We start from the raw sequence: 20095 nt of genomic DNA, 5'->3' as shown, positions 1-20095 counted from the left end.
ATCTAGTCCTTCGGCATTCTCAGGATGAGCCGCGATATCAGGTTGAGTTGCACCTCATAACTGCCGGCCGCGATGCCGGCACCGAGGGAGTTGCGGAACTGTGCATCGCCGAGGGACCGTTCGACCAGGGCCTCGCTGCCCATGACGTCCAACGCCAGATCGCCGACCGCGCGCTCGGCCTGCACCATCGCCGCGCGCGCCTGATACGCCAGCGGCGACGGTTCCTTCTGCTTGGCGCGCTCGTCGATTACCCGGTACACGAGCACCCGCGCGGCCTCGCAGAGAGTGCGCGCCTCGCCGAACTGCTCCTGGACGCCGGGATCGGCCAATGATCCCTGGTTACGGGCCCAGTCGGCGAGCCCGTCGAGCACCAGAGCGGCGCGCGCGTAGCGCGGCGCGCCGACTCGCTCGTACGCGAGGGTGCGCCGGACGATATCCCACCCGTTGTTCTCTTCGCCCAGCAAGGCGCTGCGCGGAAGGCGTACATCGGTGAGGAAGACTTCGTTGAAGGAATGCTCGCCCACGAGGCCGTCGATGCGCCGGACTTCGACACCGGGTGTGTCCATCGGCAGCAGGAAGACGGAGATGCCGTCCCGGCCGGACGCCGGTGCCCCGGTGCGGGCCAGCAGGAAACAGTAGTCGGCGGCGTTCGCGTACGATGTCCAGATTTTCTGGCCGTTGAGGACATAGTCGTCACCGTCGCGCACCGCGCGCGTCTTCAACGACGCCAGGTCGGTCCCGGCCTCCGGCTCGGAAAAGCCCTGGCACCAGAACACTTCACCGCGCGCGATGGGCGGCAACAGTGCCCGCTTCTGTTCCTCCGAGCCGTACTTGATGATCGCCGGGCCGACCCAGTTGACGTTCATGTACTGCGGACCGCGCGGCTCCCCGCGTTTCCACATCTCCTCGCCGAGCACGAAGTGCTGCCACGCGCTCTGCCCGTGGCCCCCGTACTCCTGCGGCCAATGCGGGGTCAGCCAGCCCTTCGCCGCGAGCTTGCCCACGAATGTCTTCGAGAACTCGGTGTACACGGCGCTGCCCAGCCCGGTCCCGTCGGACCGGAGCCACTCCCCGGTCAGTTCGGTATCGAGGTAGTCGACGAGCTCACTCCGGAAGGCCGCGTCCTCCGTCCTCAATGCGAATTCCATCAACGGCTCCGATCGTGTCGGGTTGAACTATCCGGTCCGCAGACCGGGAGGGTGTGGGTGCAATCCACCTGAGTTGCTCCTAACTTGATGACAACCATTCGATGCCGCGAAGCGGCGGCACACAGTGAAGGACACTTAATTCGCCTGATATCCGGCCGACTTGCGGAATCCAGGCACCCCTCTCGATAAAACAGTATACTTAATAGTTAGACTTGGCAAGGTGTTGGCCGGGTGCTGTGAATCGTTCGGATCGAGCTCGGATGATCACACTCCTCACCCGCACCGCCGGGCGAAGTTCACCGCCCGGAGCCTCGGAGGTCAGGCAACCGGCGGCGGGGCCCACCTTCCACGCCTCCGCCATATTGAGTGCATTCATTACCTCGACATCCGGCGCGGCAGCGTCGTCGACACAGACCGAGATGCCGGGCAAACAGGCGCTCCAGGCTCACGGTTGCACAGATACGAACCACAACCCTTTTCGAGGACGCCCTTGATGAGTACACTCAATACCGGTTCAAGCGATCCGGCGCGAACGATGCCGGACACGGCGCCCGAGTGATGCGGGGCGCGGCGAAGGGAGTTGGCGCATGCGCGCAGCACTGACGTTGCCATCATGGCTGGCGACATTCGGGACGCAGCCACATGGCGCGCACCGGCGCGCGCTGCGCGACGATTTCGGTGAGATCTCCTACGCCGACCTCGTCGCGATCACGAACGGCGTCGGCGCCGGGTTGCTGGACGCAGGTGTGCGGCCCGGGGATCGCGTGGTGACCGCCATGGAACCTTCGATTCCGCACACCATGGTGATCCTGGGAGCCATGGCCGCGGGCATAGTCGCCGCACCGCTCAATACTCGACTGACCGCCGTGGAAGCACGCACCTACCTCGCCGCACTCGACCCGGGCCTCGTCGTCGCCGATCCCACCTATATCGACCTGGCCCGCCGGACCGGCTACCGCACTGTCGAGCTGCCCTCGGCAACCGCGACGGTCTCGGCCGCCGAACGGCTGGCGCCACTGTATGTGCCCGCCCGGAAACCGTCCGGGGTGTCCGAGGTTCCGGAAACTGCCCCGGCGATCATCTTCCCGACCGGCGGCACGACCGGAACCCCCAAGGGCGCATTTCACACCCATCGCAGCCTGTGGCTGTGGCTGAACACCTGCGCCCACGGCAATCCGCGCACACCTTCCGATATCGAGTTGTGCTTCTCGCCGTTCTTCCACATCACCCTCGGCACCAACCTGTTGACACCCCTGCTCATGGGCGGCGAGGTGTGGATCCAACGCCGTTTCGATGCCGGTGCCGCGCTCTCCGCAATCGACAACGGCGCCAGCCGGCTCATGGGTGCGCCGACAATGTTCACCGCCCTGCGCGAACACGGCTTCTTCGCGGCGACCCGGCGGGAAACAGTGACGGCAATCCGCTACGGCTCGGCGCCCTCGACCGGCGACTTCGTCCGAGATCTGCTCCGGGACTTTCCGAATGCCCGTATCCGGGCAGGTTTCGGTGCGACCGAGTTCGGGTCCGTGATCGGATTCGATCACGAAGACCTCGAGGCCGGCCGGTACGTCGGCGTGGGGCGCCCGCTGCCCGGTGTCGTCGTCCGGCTCGTGGGCGACGACGGCCGGGAGGTGGATGCCGGTGAGGTCGGCGAGCTCGTCGTATCGTGCCCCTGGCAGACCCACGGGTATTTCGGCCTCCCCGCCGAGACAGCCGAGACATTCCGGCCCGACGGGGTCCATATCGGCGATCTCGCCTCCCGCACCGAGGACGGTTGGCTGCACATCGCCGGACGGAAGAAGGAGATGATCATCAGCGGCGGCGAGAACGTCTTCCCGCGCGAGGTCGAAGAAGTCGTACTGAACCATCCCGGGGTCGCCGACGCGATCGTGTACGGCATGCCGGACGAATACTGGGGCGAGCGCGTCGAAGTGGGGATCGTTGCGGCCCCGGGGGCCACGATCCTTGCCGAAGAACTCCGGCAGTATTGCCGCGGTAGCCTCGCGGGGTTCAAGATTCCGAAGAACGTACGACTGCTCGACTCGATCCCCTTGACCGCGAACAACAAACCCGATCGCAAGGCCGTGCGCGCGGCGGCACTCGGGTCCGCCGACCCGGTTTCCCGGTAACAGAACCGAGAAATAATGGTGTTTCGGCAACAACCCCGGAGAGCGAACAGTATCGACGACTTTCGAGCGCTCATAGGCGTCGAGCTCGGTCCCACCGAATGGCATGAAATCACCCAGGACCGAATACAGGCGTTCGCGGATATGACGGGCGATTATCAGTGGATACACGTCGACGAGAAACGTGCGTCCCGCAGCCACTATGGCTCTACCCTCGCTCACGGACTTTACGTCCTGTCGCTCGGTCCGGGATTCATGGCATCGCTGCTCGAATTCGACGGATTCTCCCGCAGCCTCAACTACGGATACAACCGGGTGCGGTTCCCCGCCCCGGTACCCGTGGGCTCATCGATCCGCATGCGAGCGACGGTGACCGGTGTCGTCGAGATCGCCGGCGGTGCCGACGTCGTCATCACCCGCACCTACGAACGACTCGGCTCCAGCAAGCCCGTGTGTGTGGCCGAGAACGTCGGACGCTACTACGAGTAGCATCGCCCCGGGTACGAATTATCCGGTGGCACATTACGGGACAATTGCGTGTGGTCCATTCGAATTGTTGTTCTCGCATATATTTTTCGCGGTCCCCCGTGCCTGGCGGTTCAAGGATTCAACTTGCCCACCCCTCCGGAATCGATTGCCCCGATTCCTTTTCCTGTCGATCCCGCCCAGCGGGAAAAGGCTGTCGCCGCCCCGTCTGCGTAATTAGTCTGAATTCCGCCACTCGTGACAATCGTCACAGGCGCAGACCGCCGGGCAAATCGTCGACTCCGTGAACCGACCTTTCCGTAGCGGCATACCTTCATCAGATCGGACATCCACTCATGAGTATTGATGCCTCCCCGCCGTTAGGCGACACACCCGACGAGGAGGGCGGCTGGACCCCGCGTCTGGTGTGCTCGCTGGTCACCATCGTGTTGCTCCTCGAAATGCTCGCGGTCAGCTACATGATGATTTCGATCGCGTTGCCCGAAATCCTCGTTCATTACGAAACCACCCAGGGCGCATGGTTGCTCACTGCCTTTCTCCTCGTCGGCGCCGTATCCTGCCCACTGGTCGGCAGGCTCGCCGACCGGCACGGCAAACGCACTGTCCTGCTCGCCTGCACCGTCGCGGCTGCACTCGGTTCGCTGCTCTCGGCTCTCGCCGCGAACTATCCGATGCTCATCGCCGGCCGGGCACTCACCGGTCTGCTCACACCGTGTCTGTTTCTGAGCTACAGCTTGATCCGCGATGTATACCCGAAACGCACAGTGCCGTTGGCCGTCAGCATCGCCACGAGCGGTATGGGAGTGATCACGGTTCTCGCTCCTTTCCTCGCCGGCTGGCTGATCGATGATTTCGGGTTCCGCAGTATCTTCTGGTTCGCCGTGATCGGGTTGACGGTGCTCGCCGTCCTGATCGTCCTCACCACCGACGAATCCGGCGTCCGCACCGACGGGCGGCTCGATCCGATCGGTGCGTCGCTCCTCAGCGCCGGCCTGGCAGGCATTCTGGTGGCGATCAGCTTCGGACCACAGTGGGGTTGGACCACACCCGCGACACTCGGCTGCCTCATCGGTGGCGGGATCCTGCTGGGCTGCTGGTATGTGTCTGCGCGGATGGTGCGCGAACCCCTCATCGACCTCCGTGTTCTGGGCCGGCGGTCCGTCGCGCTCACCACCGTCGGCGCGGGAGCCTGCTACGGTGCCGGCGTCGTGTTCTCGCTGGTACTGCCGCTGATGTGCATGACTCCGGAACATCTCGGACTCGGTTACGGATTCGGCGTCACAGCCCAGGGATTCGCGATTTTCCAGGCGCCGTTCGGCTTCGCGACGCTGGTGGGCGGGATCATCGTCGGTGTCCTGGCCCGGCGCGTGCCGCTGCGCCTGCTCATGGCGACCGGCCTGGTGATGGAGGTCATTGCCGCGCTGTTGTCGGCCGGCGTGCATGATCAGCGGGCGTTGCTCATCGCATTCATCGGCCTGTTCGGTCTCGGCCAGGGATTCATCTACGCATCGATCCCGAACCTGGTGATTGCGGCGGTCGTGCCGCAGCTGCAGGCCAGTGCCGCGAGTATCGTCGCCGTCGCCCAAAGCCTCGTATCGGCGATAGTGCCGATTATCGCGTTCGCGCTCCTGAACTCGCATATCGCGTTGGTCACCGGCGGGAAGACATTCTACGGCGATCACGGGATCACGATCGTATTCGTGCTGTCCGCGGCGGTTGCCCTGATCGGAGCCATCGCCGCCTGGGCGCTGCCGCGGACCATTCATCAACTGGAACTGACGGATTCCGGCGGTTCGAGCGCGCCGGTTCGAGCGGCCGCCGCGGTCAGGCCGTAACGGAACCCGATGGCCGGGGGCCGGGCGCGATACCCGGCCCCCGATCCTGGTATCTGCGCCAAATACCGTGCGCAGCACTGCGAAGAGGACCAGCGAGCAGGTAGTCGGCCTGCACCTCGGGTATCGGCCCGCACACGGAAACCGCCGCAATCACCGAGCCGGTGGCGCCGACCGGTGTCCCGACGCAACCGAACCCACGGATTGTCTCTCCGTGGTCGATGGCTACACCCCGGTCGCGCACTCGGGCGAGCTCGGTCTGCACCCGCCGGACATCCAAAGGGACGGCGCGAGTACGGCGCGAGCGCTCGACCGCAAGGATCCGGTCCAGCTCGTCCGGCGGCAGGTCCGCGAGCATCGCCTTGCCTACGCTCGTGCGCACAGCCGGCTGCCGCCAGCCGATCCGCGAGGGAAGGTGGGCGGCGAGCCCCCGGCCGAGCTTGTCGAGATAGACGACATCACTGCCGTCGAGCACGGCCAGGTGCACAACGAGCCCGGTCACCCGGTGCAATTCGTGCAGTGAAGGCAGCGCCGCTCGATGCACCCGGCTCTGATGTAGCGCCAGGGAGCCCAATTCGAGTAGCCGTGTCCCCAGCTCGTAGTAACCGTCTTCCCGGTGCAACCACCGGAGCTGGACGAGCCGGTCGAGCATCCGATGGGCCGAGGAGCGCGGCAGGCCGGTTCTGCGCACCAACTGCTTCAGAGTCAGGCGATCCGATCCCTCGAAGGCGTCGAGCAGCAACGCGGCGCGGTCCACGCCGAAGCGGTGGCCGCGGTCAGTGACCATCGCGCAACTCGGCCTTTCTGATCTTGCCTGTCGCGGTCTTCGGCAGGGGGCCGAAGCCGACCGATTTGGGCACCTTGAAATGGGCGATCCGGGACCGCAGCCAGGCGACCAGCTCCCCCTCGGTGACCCGGTGGCCGTCGCGCAGCGCGATGAACGCGACGGGGACCTCCCCCCACCGCGGATCACTGCGTGCCACCACCGCCGCTTCCAGTACGGCGGGATGTTCGAGCAGCGAGTTCTCGACCTCGATCGAGGAGATGTTCTCGCCTCCGCTGATGATGATGTCCTTCATTCTGTCGCGGATCTCGATGTAGCCGTCGGGATGACGCACTGCGACGTCGCCGGTGTGCAACCAGCCGCCGTCCAATACCGCCTGTGTGGCGACGGGATCATCGAGGTAGTGCGACATGACGGTGTTGGACCGGACCAGGAGCTCACCGACTGCGCGACCATCGGCCGCGACATCGTGCCCGTTCTCGGACACCACTCGAACCGCCTCCACGCTCAGCGTGCGAACCCCCTGCCGGGAAAGTTTGCGCGCGAGCTCGTCGGCGTCGAGCGAGGACCACGACGGCCGTGGCTCACATACGAGCGAGGGGCCGTAGGTCTCGGTCGAACCGTAGAGGTGCAGGATGCGCACCCCCAGCCCCGACATCGCCTCGATCGCGGCCGGGGACGGAGGCGCGCCACCGACGGCGAAGGTCACGTCGTGGTCGAATCGTCTGTGGCGTGTCCGGCTCTCCTCGACCAGTCCGCTCAGCACCACGGGTGCGCCACACAGATGCGTCACGCCGTGGACGCCGATGAGATCGAGCACGCGAGCGGAATCGACTCTGCGAAGAGCGATATGCTGAGCCCCCGCCGCGGTCACCGCCCAGGTGAAACACCAGCCGTTGCAGTGAAACATCGGCAGCGTCCACAAGTACTTCGAATCGGCCCGCAGCCCGGTGGCCACGACCTGACTCAGAGCGTTGAGATAGCATCCGCGGTGGGTGTACACCGCGCCCTTCGGTCCCGCGGTGGTTCCGGAAGTGAAGTTGACGGCCAACGGTGCCCGCTCGTCCTGCGGCAGGCGCAGCGAGACACCTCGCACCGACCGCAACCACTGCTCGTAGCCGTCGCTGTCCTCGGCGTCGGTCACGGTCACGATCGCCCGGACCTCCGGCAGCCGATCCGCCACTTGTTCGATCCGGTCGACCGCGGACGCGTCCACGATGACCACCTTGGCCCCGGACCGTCGCAGTAGATCCTCGTACTCGGCCGGTGCGAGCCGGGTGTTGAGTGCGACGAGCTCGCACCCGGCCCCGGGCACCCCGTAATGCGCCTCCAGCAGCGGAGCGTCGTTGGGAGCGAGGATCGCGACCCGGTCTCCGGACCCCAGCCCCAGTCCGCGCAGGTTGGCCGCCAGACGTTGTGCCCGGTCGAGTAGATGCGACCACGAGATCTGTTCTCCGGCATCGGTTGTCAGGGCAAGGTCATCACCCTTTATCTCCGCCGTACGGTGCAGAAAGCTGAGCGGGCTCAGCGGTACGTCGTTCGCCGACAAGGCCCGCACTGTTTCCATCGGCTGCATGAACGCCTTCCTTCTCCGGGTCGAATCCGATGTGCCCAGGCGGCGACTTCCGGTATCCGGTCGCAGCCGCGCACATGGGCGGGGTATCACGCCGGATGCGTCGCCGACGGTCGCGACGCACCCACTGAGGGCTCGCCGGGGTGGGTTTCGCCTGCACGCACTCGCGTGGTTCGCCGTGCATGCTCAGACGATGGCGATCGGACGGATCGGCGAACCGGTACCACCGCGAATCGACAGCGGCAGCGCAACGAACAGGAAGCTCGTCACGGACTCGGCGGCCAGCTCCTCACAGTCGACCCACTCCATGATGTGAATCCCACGCTCCTGCAACAGGAACAGGTGTACCGGCAATGGGTTTCCCGGCACCGAGGACGGGCGCACCTCGAACGACTGGGTGTCCGCGCCGACGTAACGGACACCGCGCTCGGCCAGCCAGCGGGCGCCGTCCACATCGACGCCGCTGCCGCCGCTTTCCCGCCGGATCCGTTCGGCGTCGGGCCAGAACCGCATCTGGCCGGTTCGAACCAATACCGCGTCACCGGGACCGATCTCGACGCCGGCGCGGCGGGCGGCGCTCGCGAGATGTCCGGCATCGACACCGAACCCCGGCGGCAACGCGTCGAGCCCGAGCAGCCCCGGTATGTCCAGCAGCACTCCCCGGCACACGATCGGCTCGAGCGCCGCAGCGTCGCCGCGCCGGGCACCGTGGTCACCGACCGCGTCGGTCGCGGAAATCCCGCCGTGCCATTCGTCGTTCGGTCCCTTGGTTACGTGGCACAACGCGTCGATATGGGTTCCGGTGTGCAGGCTCCCGGAGATCAGCTCGGAAACGTAACCGAACTCGACCGCGTTGGCCTCCGGATCGTCGAACGGGAAGCGGGCATCGACCCGCTCTCCGCTGGGAGAGTTGTAGGTGACGACCTCGAAGCGCGGGTAGCCCTCGAAGTTCGGCATATGACGCCACCAGCCCGTCGACAGGTCATAGACCTTTCCTGTCCGCGGCAGACTCAGCGCGTGGATCAACGCGTCACCACGAACCGATCCCTTCGGTGCGTTCATCGGTGGGCTCCTTTACTCGGGGTAGAGCGCGACTCAGGTCGTCACGGGTATCGGCCGGATCCCCCAGCGGTCTCCGGGCCGCTCGGGAAACCAGGTGTGCATCAGGCGCCCCGCAACGCCGGGCACCACGGCGGTGATCAAGACGCTCGCGAGCCCTCCTCGGCGCAATTGAGTCCACTGTCCTCGAAAAAGTCGTCCAGGCATGCGACGCGACGGACACTATCCGTGATGGTCAGGGCGACCGACTCAGGGCAAAGTATAGTGCCCTCAATGCGGCTTTGTCGAGACGCTACCGCGCACAATTCGTAGCCGGTCCTCGCATACAGTATCCTGAAATAGGTTTCTACAGAAACTGTGGACGGAGCTATCGGGTGCACTTGACCGGTAGCATCGACACATGGCCGGTGGACAGGAGAACAGCGCGATGAGCGCAGGTCGGGGCAGACAGCGGTTGGCCGAGACGGTCGCCGAGCGTATCGAGAAGGACATCATCGCCGGCGGCTGGCGAACCGGAACGATCCTCGGTTCCGAGTCGGAGCTCATCGACCGGTACGGCGTCAGTCGCGCTGTCTTCCGGGAGGCGGTCCGGCTCGTCGAGCACCATCAAATGGCCGCTATGCGACGCGGGCCCGGCGGTGGACTGGTGGTGACCGAACCGGATCCCGGCGTCGTTCGCCACGCGGCGCGGGTCTATCTACGCCACGCCGAAGTCACGCGCGAGCAGTTGTTCCAGGCACGAATGGCTCTCGAACTGGCCGGGGTCGTCGCAGCGACCGAGCGGTTGACCGAATCCGGAATCGCCCGCCTCAACGACGCATTACACACCGAGCAGGAACTTGTGGTGCATGGAGTGACGACCGGTCACTTGCGGAATCTGCACAGCGAGATCGCCGAGCTGACCGATAATCCCGCTATCAGCCTCTTCGTCGAGGTCCTCGCCCAGCTCGACGAAGAAATGGTGCAGCAGAGCTGGAGCAGCCGAGTACCCGAGCCGGATTGGGCGCAGCGAGTAGCCGCATCGCACCAGGCGCACGAGGCGATCGTCGCGGCCATCACCGCCGGCGACGCTGCCCTGGCCCAGCACCGGATGCGGCGTCATCTCCAGGCCATCGCCGCATTGCGCGAGGAGGCAGGCCCTTCCGATGGCGCCGAGCGCGCGACGCCCGATGCAGCGCCGGAGCACGCACAGGCCTCTTCCTCGCTCAAGCGGTGAAACCTCCCCGACGCGCGGCCTCACGACCCGCGATCCGGCCGAAGGCCAGGGCGTCGGCGATATGGAATCCGCCATCCTTGGCCCAGCTGTAGGTCGAGCTCACCTCGCCGGCAGCGTAAAGGCCTGCGATCACCGTTCCGTCCACGTCCACGACTTGCGCTCGCCCGTCACGGCGCGGGCCGCCGTTGCTCCAACCGAGCAAGGGCGCAACGTCCAGCACATAGAACGGCGGCTCCGCTACCGGCGCGAGTGTTGCGGGCGAACGGCCGAAACTGTCGTCCCGGCCGATTTCGCAGGCATTGTTGTACCGCGCGACCGTACGTTCCAGCGTCACCGGATCCACATCGGCGAGCTCGGCCAGCTCCGCGATGGTATCCGCGCGCCGGATCAGCCCGCGGGCGATCTCCTCGCTGTTGTCGGCGCTCCAGGAAAACTTCTCCATCAGCAGCTTCCACCCCACCGGCAGGATCTCCCGGTCCGGACTCAACGGACCGGCGGTGCGCATTCGCTCGTCGAAGATCAGGTGGAACGAGCCCAGCGGGAAGAGTTCGAGAGTGCCGTTGCGGTAGATGTGGCCGTGCCGGTTCTCGGCGGTTTCATCGACGAATCGCCGGCCGTCCGGGCCGATGAACAGGTAGTTGTGGGCGGCCCAGAGCGCGAGGTACATACCCGGCCCATCGTCGATACGTACCCCGGTGATCGTCATCATGTTGTCCATATGCCACAGGTCGGCGCCGATACGCTGCGCCATGCGGTGACCGTCACCCGTTGAATGCGGCGACCCCCAGATCGGCGCATCGGTCAGCCTGAGGTAGTCGCGGACCATTCGGGTATTCGCGGCGAACCCTCCGGTCGCCAGCACGACGCCGCCGCGGGCACGGATCCGTCGCCCGCCGGCCGTTTCCACGCCGGTCACCGCTCCGGCCTCGGTGACCAGTTCCGCGGCCGGTGTCGAGAAACGCACCTCGATACCGGCGGCGGTGAGAGCGCCCAGCAAGAAGTCGTAGAGCCGGAAATCACCCATCTGCGCGCCGACGGTGTCCATACCCGCGTAGCAATCACTGCCGTCCAGGGTGCCGTACTCGGGTTCGGTGTGGTACTGCGAACTCGCGCCTACCTCCGCTCCCAGTGCGCGCAGCCAGTCGGAGTTCAGCGCCGTTTCGCGGGACCACGCCGCTACTACATCATCGGCCACCGGGTAGGGACCGCACAGCGAACGCAGGAACTGCGCGGCGCGCTGCGGATCACGGTTGATGAACCACCCCGCCCCGGACACCCGGGTATTGCCGCCGGCTGTCGCCGCGTCCGCCTTCTCGAGCACCACGACCCGCGCCCCCGCCGCGTGCGCGCTCAATGCCGCCGCAGCCCCGGCCGCTCCCACCCCGGCGATCACGACATCGTATTCTTCATCGAAGCGCACGGCACCCATGGTGAATTCCTTTCCTCAGCCCGTGATCGGCACGGAACCCACACCATGGTGCCGGGCGGCCCAGCACATCGCGCTCGCATAATCCCTCTCAGTGGGAGCCGGCCGATCCCGCTCAGTGGGAGCCGACGCCCTCGCCGCCGACGGTATTGCCGCCGGCCGGGATCGGTTCCCGAAACGACGCCCAGCGATTCGCCGGCAGCGGTGTATACGCACCGAGTTTCGATGCCTGATTCACCAAAGATATTGGGCTGAACCAACTCCCGGTAGTATGCGCCAGCATGCCCACACTACGAATGCCAGCCCGGCCCTCGCCCGACCGAACGGGACACGACGCGGTACCGCGCGGGGGAATCACGTTTTGAGCAATACAGATTCGAGTTCGCAGGCAGGGTCCGCGATCGGGCACGGGGCCCCGATAGCCACGGGCCCGCACTTCCGGCTGGACACCCCGGCGTTCGCGGCCGATCCGCACCGCGCCTACGAAAGTATGCGCCGGCACGGCCCGTTGGTGCCGATCGAGCTTTCTCCGGGCGTGCCGGCGACCCTCGTGATCGGTTACCAGGTGGCCATGCAGATCCTGAACGACGAGCAGCATTTCCCCGCCGACCCACGCCGATGGGAGAAGAACGCTCCCGCGGACTCGCCGATGTTGCCGATGCTGGGCTATCGCCAGAACGCGCTGCGCACCGCAGGTGTGGAACACGAGCGGTACCGGCGCACCATCATCGCGGCATTGGACACCGTCGACCTGCACAAAGTTCACGACACGGTGGCCCGGGCCGCCGAGGTACTGATCAACAACTTCTGCGAGCGCGGTACCGCGGACCTGCACACGGATTACGCGTATCCGCTGACCTTCCGGGTCCTGAGCGAACTGATGGGCTTTCCCGAAGACGCCGCGGCCGCGGCGTACGAGGGGATGGCGGCGATGATGGAGGGAGTGGGCGCCGAAGAGGGACAGCAACGTTTCGTCGAGGCGCTGATCGGCGTTGTCCAGCAGAAGCAGGCCGACCCGGGCGACGATCTGACCTCGGAGCTGTTGAAGCATCCGGACGGCCTCGATGCCATGGAGATGGTGAACCAGGCCGCGCTCCTGTTCTCGATGGGTACGGAGCCGACCTGCAATCTCATTCTCAATGCGTTGCTGCTGTTGATGACCGACGACCAATACGGGGGTGAGCTCCTCAGCGGCGCCATGTCCACCCGGGACGCCATCGATGAGGTGCTGTTCGAGGATCCGCCGCTGGCGAACTGGTGCGTGAGCTACCCCCGGCAGCCGCAACTCGTCGGCGATACGTGGCTACCGGCCGATCAACCGGTGGTCATCAGCTTGGCCGCGTGCAACAACGATCCCACCGTCGTAGGCGGTGACCGTAAGGGAAACCGGTCCCACCTCGCATGGGGAGGCGGCCCGCACGGCTGCCCGGCCCAGACCCTCGCCCAGACGATCGCCGCGCAGGGCATCGACCTGCTGCTCGATGCCTTGCCGGAGATCCAACCGCAAGGGTCCGCGCAGCAACTACCCTGGCGGCAGGGGCAGTTCCACCGCGCACTGGCCGCCCTACCGGTGCAGTTTCCGGCGTGCCCGCCGATGCGTCTCGTCTGACAGCGATCACCTCGCCCGAGTCCACGCCACCGGTTCCGAATCCGGCCACCGCACAACGGGCTTGTGCGTTCCGCGAAGAGTACGGCTACCCCTGGGTGGCGGCGTCGTTCGGCGACCGCCACCCAGGGAGTTCCTCGGTCACTCTGTCAGAGTGAAACCGTCGTAGTCGTCGGCGGCGACCTGTTCGCATTTTTCGCGATACGCTCCGACGCCGCCGATGTAGGCGTACATCACCCTCGGCTTACCGGGCACATTCGACCCCACGTACCAGGAGTCCACCTTCGGATAGAGCGTCATATTGCCGGCTTCGTCGACGTGCCGCGTCCATTCCTGCTCCGCGGCGGTCTCGGCCTCCATGGTCGTCAACCCCTTGGACCGCATCGCGTCGATCGCGTCGGCGATCCAGTCGACGTGCTGCTCGATGGACACCATCATGTTCGACAGCACCGACGGGCTACCCGGGCCAGTGATCGTGAAGAGGTTCGGAAAGCCCGCCATGGTGAGCCCGAGGTAGGTGACCGGCCCGTCGGCCCACTTCTCCCGCAGCGACGCACCACCCCGGCCGCGAATATCGATCGCGTCCAGCGCGCCGGTCATCGCGTCGTACCCGGTGGCGTAGATGATGTCGTCGAACTCGAAACTCTCCTGCGTCGTCCGGAGTCCGGACTCGGTGATCTCGGTGAGCGGAGTCGCACGTACGTCCACGAGCCGGACGTTGGGACGGTTGAAGGTTTCGTAGTAGTTCGTGCCGAGAACCGGACGTTTGACGCCGAACAGGCCGGTGGGCTGCAGTAGCTCGGTGGCAGCCGGGTCCGTCACGATCTCGGCGATGCGGTCACGGATGAACTGCGCGGCGGTCGCGTTGGAGGCTTCGTCGGCGAGCGTATCGGTGAATCCGGTCAGCATGCTCACCAGCTCGCTGTCCTTGTCCTCCCATACCGCGCGATAGAAGGAGTTTCGCTCCTCTTCGCTCACCTCGAGCGCCCCCTTGGTGGCCTCGGGCCGCGCGATGCCGAACGACGATTCCCGGTTGGCCTTGCGCACCTCGCGATAGCGCGACTTGATATCGCGCTGGAAGTCGGGATCGAGGGCGTGATTACCCGCGGGCAGAACATAGTTCGCGGTCCGCTGGAATACGGTGAGCTTCTCGGCCGCTTCGGCGACGAGCGGAATAACCTGCACTCCGGAGGAGCCGGTGCCGATCACCGCGACCCGCCGGCCGGTGAAATCCACGTCCTGCCGAGGCCAGTTGCCGGTGTGGAAGCTGCGGCCCCGGAACGTCTCGATTCCCGGTATCTCCACCATCTTCGGCACCGACAGGCAGCCTGTCGCCATGATCGCGAACCGCGCCGAGACGACCTCGCCGCGTTCGGTCGTGATCCGCCACCGCGCGGCGGACTCGTTGTAGACGGCGCCGGTGACCCGGGTCCGCAACTGCACGTCCTTCCGCAGATCGAAACGATCCGCGACGTGGTTGATATAGCGAAGCAACTCCGGCTGCGGCGGCAATTTCTCCGTCCACTCCCACTCCTGCTCGAGCTCCGGGTCGAAGGAGTAGTTGTAATACATGCTTTTCACATCGACGCGTGCGCCCGGATAGCGGTTCCAGTACCACGTGCCGCCGAGCCCGTCGCCCGCTTCGTACACCTGCACCGAAAGTCCGAGTCCGCGCAACTTGTGCAGCATATGGAGGCCGGCGAAGCCGGCGCCGACGACGACTGCGTCGATCTCACGCACCTCCTGCCCGGTCGAGAATGCGGAACGCTGCGAGGTCGTGGTCATCGTGGGACCTGCCTTTCGATGAGTCGCTGTGCAAGAACACAGCGGTTCGATTCAACTACGTGGCGAGCCGGCAGTTGCGTGGTCGAGGGAAGAGCTGGGCGTGACGTACGTGATCGACAATGCCGTCGCAGAAGTTCTTGCCCCCTCCCCCATGCGCAGCAGCTCGGTTGATGTCACGAGCTCATCGGTGCGCGGACGACACTCGCCGAGCCCGAGTTCTCCAGACCGATACCCGCCGGTCGGCGGGACAGCCTTGCGCGCGTGCGGGTTTCGCAAACACCCCGCGCCACCTTCTGCCGGACACCATAAGCGCGATCATATCGATTGCACGAGTGGGCGGGAGGGTATCGGTCGATGCCCGCACCACGATTACCGCTGCACAACAGTCGAATCCGGAGCCCGGTCCACACCTCCGGCCGGATCCGACTCCACCGGATGAACACTCTCGACCTGCGCATTCCCGAGCGACCGAGATCAGATCTCACCGATTCGAATCATTGGCGCACCGGGCGCCCGGCCGTAGATTGACGCAACCACAGACTCGATTCGTCGCAGTCTCGAGTTCATGGAGGAGAGCAATGCCAGCGCGTGCACGCCGAACGCCGGGCCGGAATGGGAGTAGTTCGTCGTGACGATGTTCCGCACGAGGCGCGAGCGGCTCACCAGCTCGGGCGGTAGGCGATTCGCCGTCGGCGCGATATCGACGACCCTCTTCGTCGGCCTCTGGTACTCGGCGACCGAGGTCACCCAGCTCGTTCCGCCGCTGTTCTTGCCACCGCCGGACGCGGTGTTCGACCGCCTCGCACAGTTCTTGACCTCGCCGTACCAGGGCAACACCTTCGGTGGGCATCTGCTGGCCAGCGTCGCGATCGTACTGACCGGCTGGCTGGTGGGTGCGGTCATCGGTGTTCCGGTCGGGGTGGCGATGGGCGCCTTCCCGACATTCGAGCTGGTCGTGCGGCCGGTTTTCAACCTCATCAGGCCGATCCCGCCGATCGCCTGGATCCCGCTCGCGATCCTCTGGTTCGGGCTCGGCGACGGCGCACGGGTGTACGTGGTGACACTTGCCGCGGTGGTGCCGTGGATCCTCAATTCCTACGAAGCCGTCTCGGGAACCGATCGGGTCCTGATCTATGCGAGCCGCAGCCTCGGCGCGGGTACATGGCGCACGCTGTGGACGGTGGTGCTACCGACGTCGATGCCCACTGTGGTCACCGGTGCGCGGCTGGCGCTCGGCAACGCCTGGATGACCGTGGTCGCGGCCGAGTTGCTCGGCGCGACCGCGGGACTCGGCTACGTCGCGCTCAACGCAAGATCCACGTTGGACGTCGACATCATGATGGCGGCGATGTTGCTGATCGGCCTGGTCGGGGTTGCGCTGTCCGAGGGTATCCGGATCGCCGAGAAGCGGATGGGTCGTTGGAGCGTGACCACATGAGCGTGCCGACCAGCGCACCTCGAACCGCCCCCGCCGCTCAGGGCGGCGTGAAGAAGGCGGTGCTCGCCAGTAGTGGCGTTGTCACTGTGCTGGCCCTCTGGTGGCTGGCGGTGGCGGTGTTCGGGCTCGACGCGAACCGCACCCTCGCGTCCCCACTGGAGGTAGCCCAGCGGCTGGCGGACCTCCTGGTGACCCCGCTGGCCGGGCACACCCTGATCGGCCATGCCGCAGTGTCGATCGCGCGGTGGGGTGTCGGCTTCGCCGTGGCCGCCGTGCTGGGCGTCGTGGTCGGCTACGTGTTCGCCTGGTACCCGCTGGTTCGGGCGGTGCTGCTGCCCGTGTTCGAGGTGCTACGTTATATCGCTCCGTTCGCCTGGATCCCCCTCGCGATCCTGTGGTTGCAGCCGGGTCTCGCGGCGCAGGCGTTCGTGGTATTCGTGGCGGTGTTTCCCGCGTGTGTCCTGAACGCCGAGGCTTCGGTGCGTCGTATCGACCCCGGGCTGGTACGCGCTGCGGCCGTACTCGGCGGGGGCACGTACCGAACGCTGACCAGTATCGCGATCCCTACCGGCGCGCCGCTCACTATCGCCGGGCTACAGATCGGTGTCGGCAACGGCTGGATGGCGCTGATGGGCGCCGAGCTGATCGTGGGTCACTCAGGGCTCGGCTTCGTGATCCTCTCCGGCCAGCAGAGCAGCGATCCGGCCTTGATCATCGCCGGAATGGTGGCCATCGGCGTGCTCGGCGCCGCGATGGGCCAGGTGCTGCAGGTCGCCACACGACCGTTCACTCGCTGGACGAAAGGACTTGGTGCGAAACAATGACCATCACCGGGAACACGAATCCGGCCGGCCACGCGTCGGCATCCGCCACCCGTTCCGCGAAGCTTGCCTTCCGGGGTGTGGGGATGCGGTTCCGTGCCAGGGGACACGAGCTCACCGCGCTCAGCCCGATCGACCTCGAGGTGGCCGAGGGCGAGTTCCTCAGCCTGGTGGGCCCGTCCGGTTGCGGGAAATCGACACTGCTGATGCTTGCGGCCGGGTTACAGGAGCCGACCGAGGGCGAAATCCTGCTCAATGGGCAGCCGCTGAGCGGCCCCGGCCCGGATCGCTCGGTGGTGTTCCAGCAGTTCGCGCTGTTTCCGGCGAAGACCGTCAAGGGGAACGTCGAGTTCGGGCTGCGGATGGCGAGACTGCCGCGGCAAGAAATCGGCGAACGTGTGAACGAAGCGCTCGACATGGTCGGGCTGGCCGGTTTCGCCGGTTCCTACCCGCACGAATTGTCCGGTGGGATGCAGCAGCGGGTCGCGCTGGCCAGGGCGCTGGTGGTGCGACCTGATGTGCTGCTGATGGATGAACCGCTCGGTGCGCTCGACGCCCAGACCAAGGTGCTGATCCAGGAGGAATTGTCCACTTTGGTCCGTGAACTCGAGCTCACCGTCCTGATGGTCACGCACAGCGTCGAGGAAGCCGTCTACCTCAGTGATCGGTGCGTGGTGCTCACCGCTCGCCCGGGGGCGATCAAGGAGGAGTTCTCCCTCGAGGCCGGACGCGCCTGGCGGTCGACGGGAGTCGACGAGTCGATGGCCGATCCCGCATTCGCCGAATTGCACAGGAAGATATGGCATTCGGTGCGCGCGGAGCTGGGATCTCTCCGATGACGCATCGGTGGCTGCGGTGCGCCGCGCTGATCGGCGCCGTGTTGCTCTTCGCGGCATGTAACAGTGCCACCGGTGGTACCGGCAATACCGGCAACAAGGTCACGGTGGCGACCCAGCCGTCGTCGACGGGTTTCCCGCTCTGGTTGGCAGAGAGACTGGGCTACTACGCCGAAGCCGGTCTCGATGTCGACCTCGCCTATTTCCCCAGCGGCGCACCACTTGTCGAAGCGGGGGCCGGCGGGGCGTGGGACGCGGGATTCATGGGCGCACCACCCGGCCTGACCGCAGCCGACAAGTGGAAGATGGTGCCCGCGGGGGTCAATACCGAAGAGGGTAAGACACTGGCGTTATGGGTCCGCCGCGCGGACCTGAGCGGCAAGACACCCACCGAGGCGTTACGGGGTAGGGACATCCTCGTCAAGACCAACTCGACCGCGCACTACGTGCTGCTCAGCTGCCTGCAGAAGCTCGAGCTCGCGGGCAAGGTCAACCTCGTTCCGATCGAAACCAACGCGGTACCCAGCGCATTCGGCGGTGGCCGGGGCGGGGGCGCGATGACCTGGCCGCCTTTCGATATGGGATTCGAGGGCAACCCGGACTACATCCGCGTCTGCGACGGCGAAATGGCCGGCACCCCGGTGTACGACTTCATCGGCCTCACCCAGGAGTTCGCACAGGAACGACCGGAGCAGGCGGACAGCTTCCTGCGCGCCGCATTCCGGGCGAACGCCTGGATCCCGGAGAACCGGGACCGAGCCGCCGCCCTGCTGACCGAGTACTACGCGACCCAGGGCATCGATATCGAACCGGAGCAGGCCGCCCTGCAAATCGCCAAGGTCGAGTACCTGTCGCTGCCCGGATCCGTCGAGCTCTATCGGGGCAGGCTCGGTGCCGACCTCGAACACCTCGCCGAAACATTCGTCGAACTCGGGGCCTACCAGAGCGAACCGGATATATCCGCGGCGGTCAGCTCCGGGCTCGAAACCGCCGAGCGGGCGGTCGGCACCGACCCGGCTCACAGTGAACCCGACCAAGGAGAATGAATGAGCACCATCGACGTCCGCCCGGTCGCCGGCAATATCGGCGCGGAGATCACGGGTATCGCACTCGGCGCCGATCTCACCGCTGACGAGGTCGCGGCGGTCCGCTCCGCATTGAATACGCACAAGGTGGTTTTCCTGCGCGGCCAGGATCACCTCGACGAGTCGGGGCAAGCCGCCTTCGCGGAGTTGCTCGGCCCGTTGACAACTGCGCACCCCACTGTGCCGGGCCTCGAATCCGAACGCCGGATCTTCGCTGTCGACTCGGAGCGAGGGAATATCGCGAACAGCTGGCATACGGATGTGACCTTCGTGGACAGGCCGCCCGCGTACTCGGTGCTACGCGCCGTCCACCTTCCGCCGTACGGCGGAGACACCACGTGGGCCAATACCGTCACAGCCTACGCATCGCTGACCCCCGAACTCCGGCAACTGGCGGACACGCTGCACGGCCTGCACACCAACAACTACGACTACGCCACCACACACGCAACACTGGGCGACGAGCGCGTCGCGAAGTACCGCGAAACCTTCACCTCGGTGAACTACGAGACGGAGCATCCCGTCGTTCGCGTACACCCGGAGACCGGTGAGCGCGCACTGCTACTCGGACACTTCGTGAAGCGGCTGATCGGGTTGAACGGCACCGACTCCGCCCACCTGTTCGACCTGTTGCAGAGCCATGTGACCAGGTTGGAGAACACGGTCCGCTGGCGTTGGTCGCCGGGCGACGTGGCGATCTGGGACAACCAGGCGACCCAGCACTACGCGATCGCCGACTACGGTAACCAGGCACGCAGGCTGCATCGGGTGACCGTCGCCGGTGAGGTCCCGGTGGGCGTCGACGGCTTCCGCAGCGTGGCGTGGGTGGGCGATTCCGGCCAATACCTGGTCACTAGCTGAACGCGCTCACGGT

At 66.0% G+C, this 20095-nt stretch carries 16 protein-coding genes; 10 read left to right on the top strand and 6 right to left on the bottom strand.

What is annotated here, in order from left to right:
• Nucleotides 1-2 precede the first annotated feature (2 nt).
• On the bottom strand, nt 3-1031 hold the full coding sequence (locus ACFWPH_RS21050) for an acyl-CoA dehydrogenase family protein (protein WP_378753434.1): 1029 nt from the start codon (nt 1029-1031) through the stop codon (nt 3-5).
• Between the two features lie 704 nt (nt 1032-1735).
• Between ACFWPH_RS21050 and ACFWPH_RS21045 the strand changes: the two genes are divergently transcribed.
• The 3 genes from ACFWPH_RS21045 to ACFWPH_RS21035 all read left to right on the top strand — a co-directional run bounded on the left by ACFWPH_RS21045 (nt 1736) and on the right by ACFWPH_RS21035 (nt 5595).
• Nucleotides 1736-3277, top strand: a complete 1542-nt coding sequence (locus ACFWPH_RS21045; RefSeq protein WP_378753432.1) for a class I adenylate-forming enzyme family protein — start codon at nt 1736-1738, stop codon at nt 3275-3277.
• Nucleotides 3278-3292: 15 nt separating this feature from the next.
• The gene (locus ACFWPH_RS21040; protein ID WP_378753430.1) at nt 3293-3763 is read left to right on the top strand and encodes a MaoC family dehydratase; all 471 of its coding nucleotides are present in this window, start codon (nt 3293-3295) and stop codon (nt 3761-3763) included.
• Nucleotides 3764-4095: 332 nt separating this feature from the next.
• On the top strand, nt 4096-5595 hold the full coding sequence (locus ACFWPH_RS21035; protein ID WP_378753428.1) for an MFS transporter: 1500 nt from the start codon (nt 4096-4098) through the stop codon (nt 5593-5595).
• Here the strand turns inward: ACFWPH_RS21035 and ACFWPH_RS21030 are convergent.
• From ACFWPH_RS21030 to ACFWPH_RS21020, 3 genes are all read right to left on the bottom strand, one after another.
• On the bottom strand, nt 5585-6379 hold the full coding sequence (locus tag ACFWPH_RS21030; protein ID WP_378753427.1) for an IclR family transcriptional regulator: 795 nt from the start codon (nt 6377-6379) through the stop codon (nt 5585-5587). The two genes, ACFWPH_RS21035 and ACFWPH_RS21030, sit on opposite strands and share 11 nt — an antisense overlap.
• Nucleotides 6369-7952, bottom strand: coding sequence for an AMP-binding protein (locus ACFWPH_RS21025; protein WP_378753425.1), 1584 nt, complete (start codon nt 7950-7952; stop codon nt 6369-6371). The genes ACFWPH_RS21030 and ACFWPH_RS21025 overlap by 11 nt, the downstream gene beginning before the upstream one ends.
• 183 nt (nt 7953-8135) lie before the next feature.
• Nucleotides 8136-9011 (bottom strand): cyclase family protein, encoded by an 876-nt coding sequence (locus ACFWPH_RS21020; protein ID WP_378753423.1) that lies wholly within the window; start codon nt 9009-9011, stop codon nt 8136-8138.
• A gap of 397 nt (nt 9012-9408) precedes the next feature.
• On the opposite strand from ACFWPH_RS21020, the gene ACFWPH_RS21015 reads away from it, so the two are divergent.
• Nucleotides 9409-10224: a FadR/GntR family transcriptional regulator gene (locus ACFWPH_RS21015; RefSeq protein ID WP_378753421.1), complete on the top strand. Its 816-nt coding sequence runs from the start codon at nt 9409-9411 to the stop codon at nt 10222-10224.
• Here the strand turns inward: ACFWPH_RS21015 and ACFWPH_RS21010 are convergent.
• Nucleotides 10214-11653: an FAD-dependent oxidoreductase gene (locus ACFWPH_RS21010; protein WP_378753419.1), complete on the bottom strand. Its 1440-nt coding sequence runs from the start codon at nt 11651-11653 to the stop codon at nt 10214-10216. The two genes, ACFWPH_RS21015 and ACFWPH_RS21010, sit on opposite strands and share 11 nt — an antisense overlap.
• A 358-nt stretch (nt 11654-12011) precedes the next feature.
• Here ACFWPH_RS21010 and ACFWPH_RS21005 point away from each other — a divergent pair, with 358 nt between their 5' ends.
• Nucleotides 12012-13259: a cytochrome P450 gene (locus tag ACFWPH_RS21005; RefSeq protein ID WP_378753417.1), complete on the top strand. Its 1248-nt coding sequence runs from the start codon at nt 12012-12014 to the stop codon at nt 13257-13259.
• Nucleotides 13260-13397: 138 nt separating this feature from the next.
• Here ACFWPH_RS21005 and ACFWPH_RS21000 read toward each other — a convergent pair whose 3' ends face one another.
• Nucleotides 13398-14996, bottom strand: coding sequence for a flavin-containing monooxygenase (locus ACFWPH_RS21000; RefSeq protein WP_378753554.1), 1599 nt, complete (start codon nt 14994-14996; stop codon nt 13398-13400).
• 679 nt (nt 14997-15675) lie between these two features.
• Here ACFWPH_RS21000 and ACFWPH_RS20995 point away from each other — a divergent pair.
• Genes ACFWPH_RS20995 through ACFWPH_RS20975 form a run of 5 tightly spaced genes read left to right on the top strand, consistent with a single transcriptional unit; the run spans nt 15676 to nt 20082 of the window.
• A complete protein-coding gene (locus tag ACFWPH_RS20995) occupies nt 15676-16479 on the top strand; it encodes an ABC transporter permease (protein ID WP_378753552.1) in 804 nt (267 codons plus the stop codon).
• Nucleotides 16476-17303 carry an ABC transporter permease gene (locus tag ACFWPH_RS20990; protein ID WP_378753415.1) on the top strand — a complete coding sequence of 276 codons (828 nt, stop codon included), beginning with the start codon at nt 16476-16478 and terminating at the stop codon, nt 17301-17303. The genes ACFWPH_RS20995 and ACFWPH_RS20990 overlap by 4 nt, the downstream gene beginning before the upstream one ends.
• Nucleotides 17300-18139 carry an ABC transporter ATP-binding protein gene (locus ACFWPH_RS20985; RefSeq protein ID WP_378753413.1) on the top strand — a complete coding sequence of 280 codons (840 nt, stop codon included), beginning with the start codon at nt 17300-17302 and terminating at the stop codon, nt 18137-18139. Before ACFWPH_RS20990 ends, ACFWPH_RS20985 begins: the two co-directional genes overlap by 4 nt.
• Complete coding sequence (locus ACFWPH_RS20980; protein WP_378753411.1) at nt 18136-19182, top strand: ABC transporter substrate-binding protein; 1047 nt, start codon at nt 18136-18138, stop codon at nt 19180-19182. The genes ACFWPH_RS20985 and ACFWPH_RS20980 overlap by 4 nt, the downstream gene beginning before the upstream one ends.
• Complete coding sequence (locus tag ACFWPH_RS20975; RefSeq protein ID WP_378753409.1) at nt 19183-20082, top strand: TauD/TfdA dioxygenase family protein; 900 nt, start codon at nt 19183-19185, stop codon at nt 20080-20082.
• The last annotated feature ends 13 nt before the right edge of the window (nt 20083-20095 follow it).

The organism is Nocardia sp. NPDC058499, from assembly GCF_042719915.1.
Taxonomy (GTDB): domain Bacteria; phylum Actinomycetota; class Actinomycetes; order Mycobacteriales; family Mycobacteriaceae; genus Nocardia.
The sequence above is the reverse complement of the archived record's forward strand: the minus strand, read 5'-3'. Positions and strand labels throughout refer to the sequence as shown.

Excerpts from the sequence above, each read along its gene's own strand:
- ACFWPH_RS21045 (WP_378753432.1), top strand. The coding sequence starts at position 1,736 with ATGCGCGCAGCACTGACGTTGCCATCATGGCTGGCGACATTCGGGACG.
- ACFWPH_RS21040 (WP_378753430.1), top strand. The coding sequence starts at position 3,293 with ATGGTGTTTCGGCAACAACCCCGGAGAGCGAACAGTATCGACGACTTT.
- ACFWPH_RS21035 (WP_378753428.1), top strand. The coding sequence starts at position 4,096 with ATGAGTATTGATGCCTCCCCGCCGTTAGGCGACACACCCGACGAGGAG.
- ACFWPH_RS21030 (WP_378753427.1), bottom strand. The coding sequence starts at position 6,379 with ATGGTCACTGACCGCGGCCACCGCTTCGGCGTGGACCGCGCCGCGTTG.
- ACFWPH_RS21025 (WP_378753425.1), bottom strand. The coding sequence starts at position 7,952 with ATGCAGCCGATGGAAACAGTGCGGGCCTTGTCGGCGAACGACGTACCG.
- ACFWPH_RS21020 (WP_378753423.1), bottom strand. The coding sequence starts at position 9,011 with ATGAACGCACCGAAGGGATCGGTTCGTGGTGACGCGTTGATCCACGCG.
- ACFWPH_RS21015 (WP_378753421.1), top strand. The coding sequence starts at position 9,409 with ATGGCCGGTGGACAGGAGAACAGCGCGATGAGCGCAGGTCGGGGCAGA.
- ACFWPH_RS21010 (WP_378753419.1), bottom strand. The coding sequence starts at position 11,653 with ATGGGTGCCGTGCGCTTCGATGAAGAATACGATGTCGTGATCGCCGGG.
- ACFWPH_RS20995 (WP_378753552.1), top strand. The coding sequence starts at position 15,676 with ATGTTCCGCACGAGGCGCGAGCGGCTCACCAGCTCGGGCGGTAGGCGA.
- ACFWPH_RS20990 (WP_378753415.1), top strand. The coding sequence starts at position 16,476 with ATGAGCGTGCCGACCAGCGCACCTCGAACCGCCCCCGCCGCTCAGGGC.
- ACFWPH_RS20985 (WP_378753413.1), top strand. The coding sequence starts at position 17,300 with ATGACCATCACCGGGAACACGAATCCGGCCGGCCACGCGTCGGCATCC.
- ACFWPH_RS20980 (WP_378753411.1), top strand. The coding sequence starts at position 18,136 with ATGACGCATCGGTGGCTGCGGTGCGCCGCGCTGATCGGCGCCGTGTTG.
- ACFWPH_RS20975 (WP_378753409.1), top strand. The coding sequence starts at position 19,183 with ATGAGCACCATCGACGTCCGCCCGGTCGCCGGCAATATCGGCGCGGAG.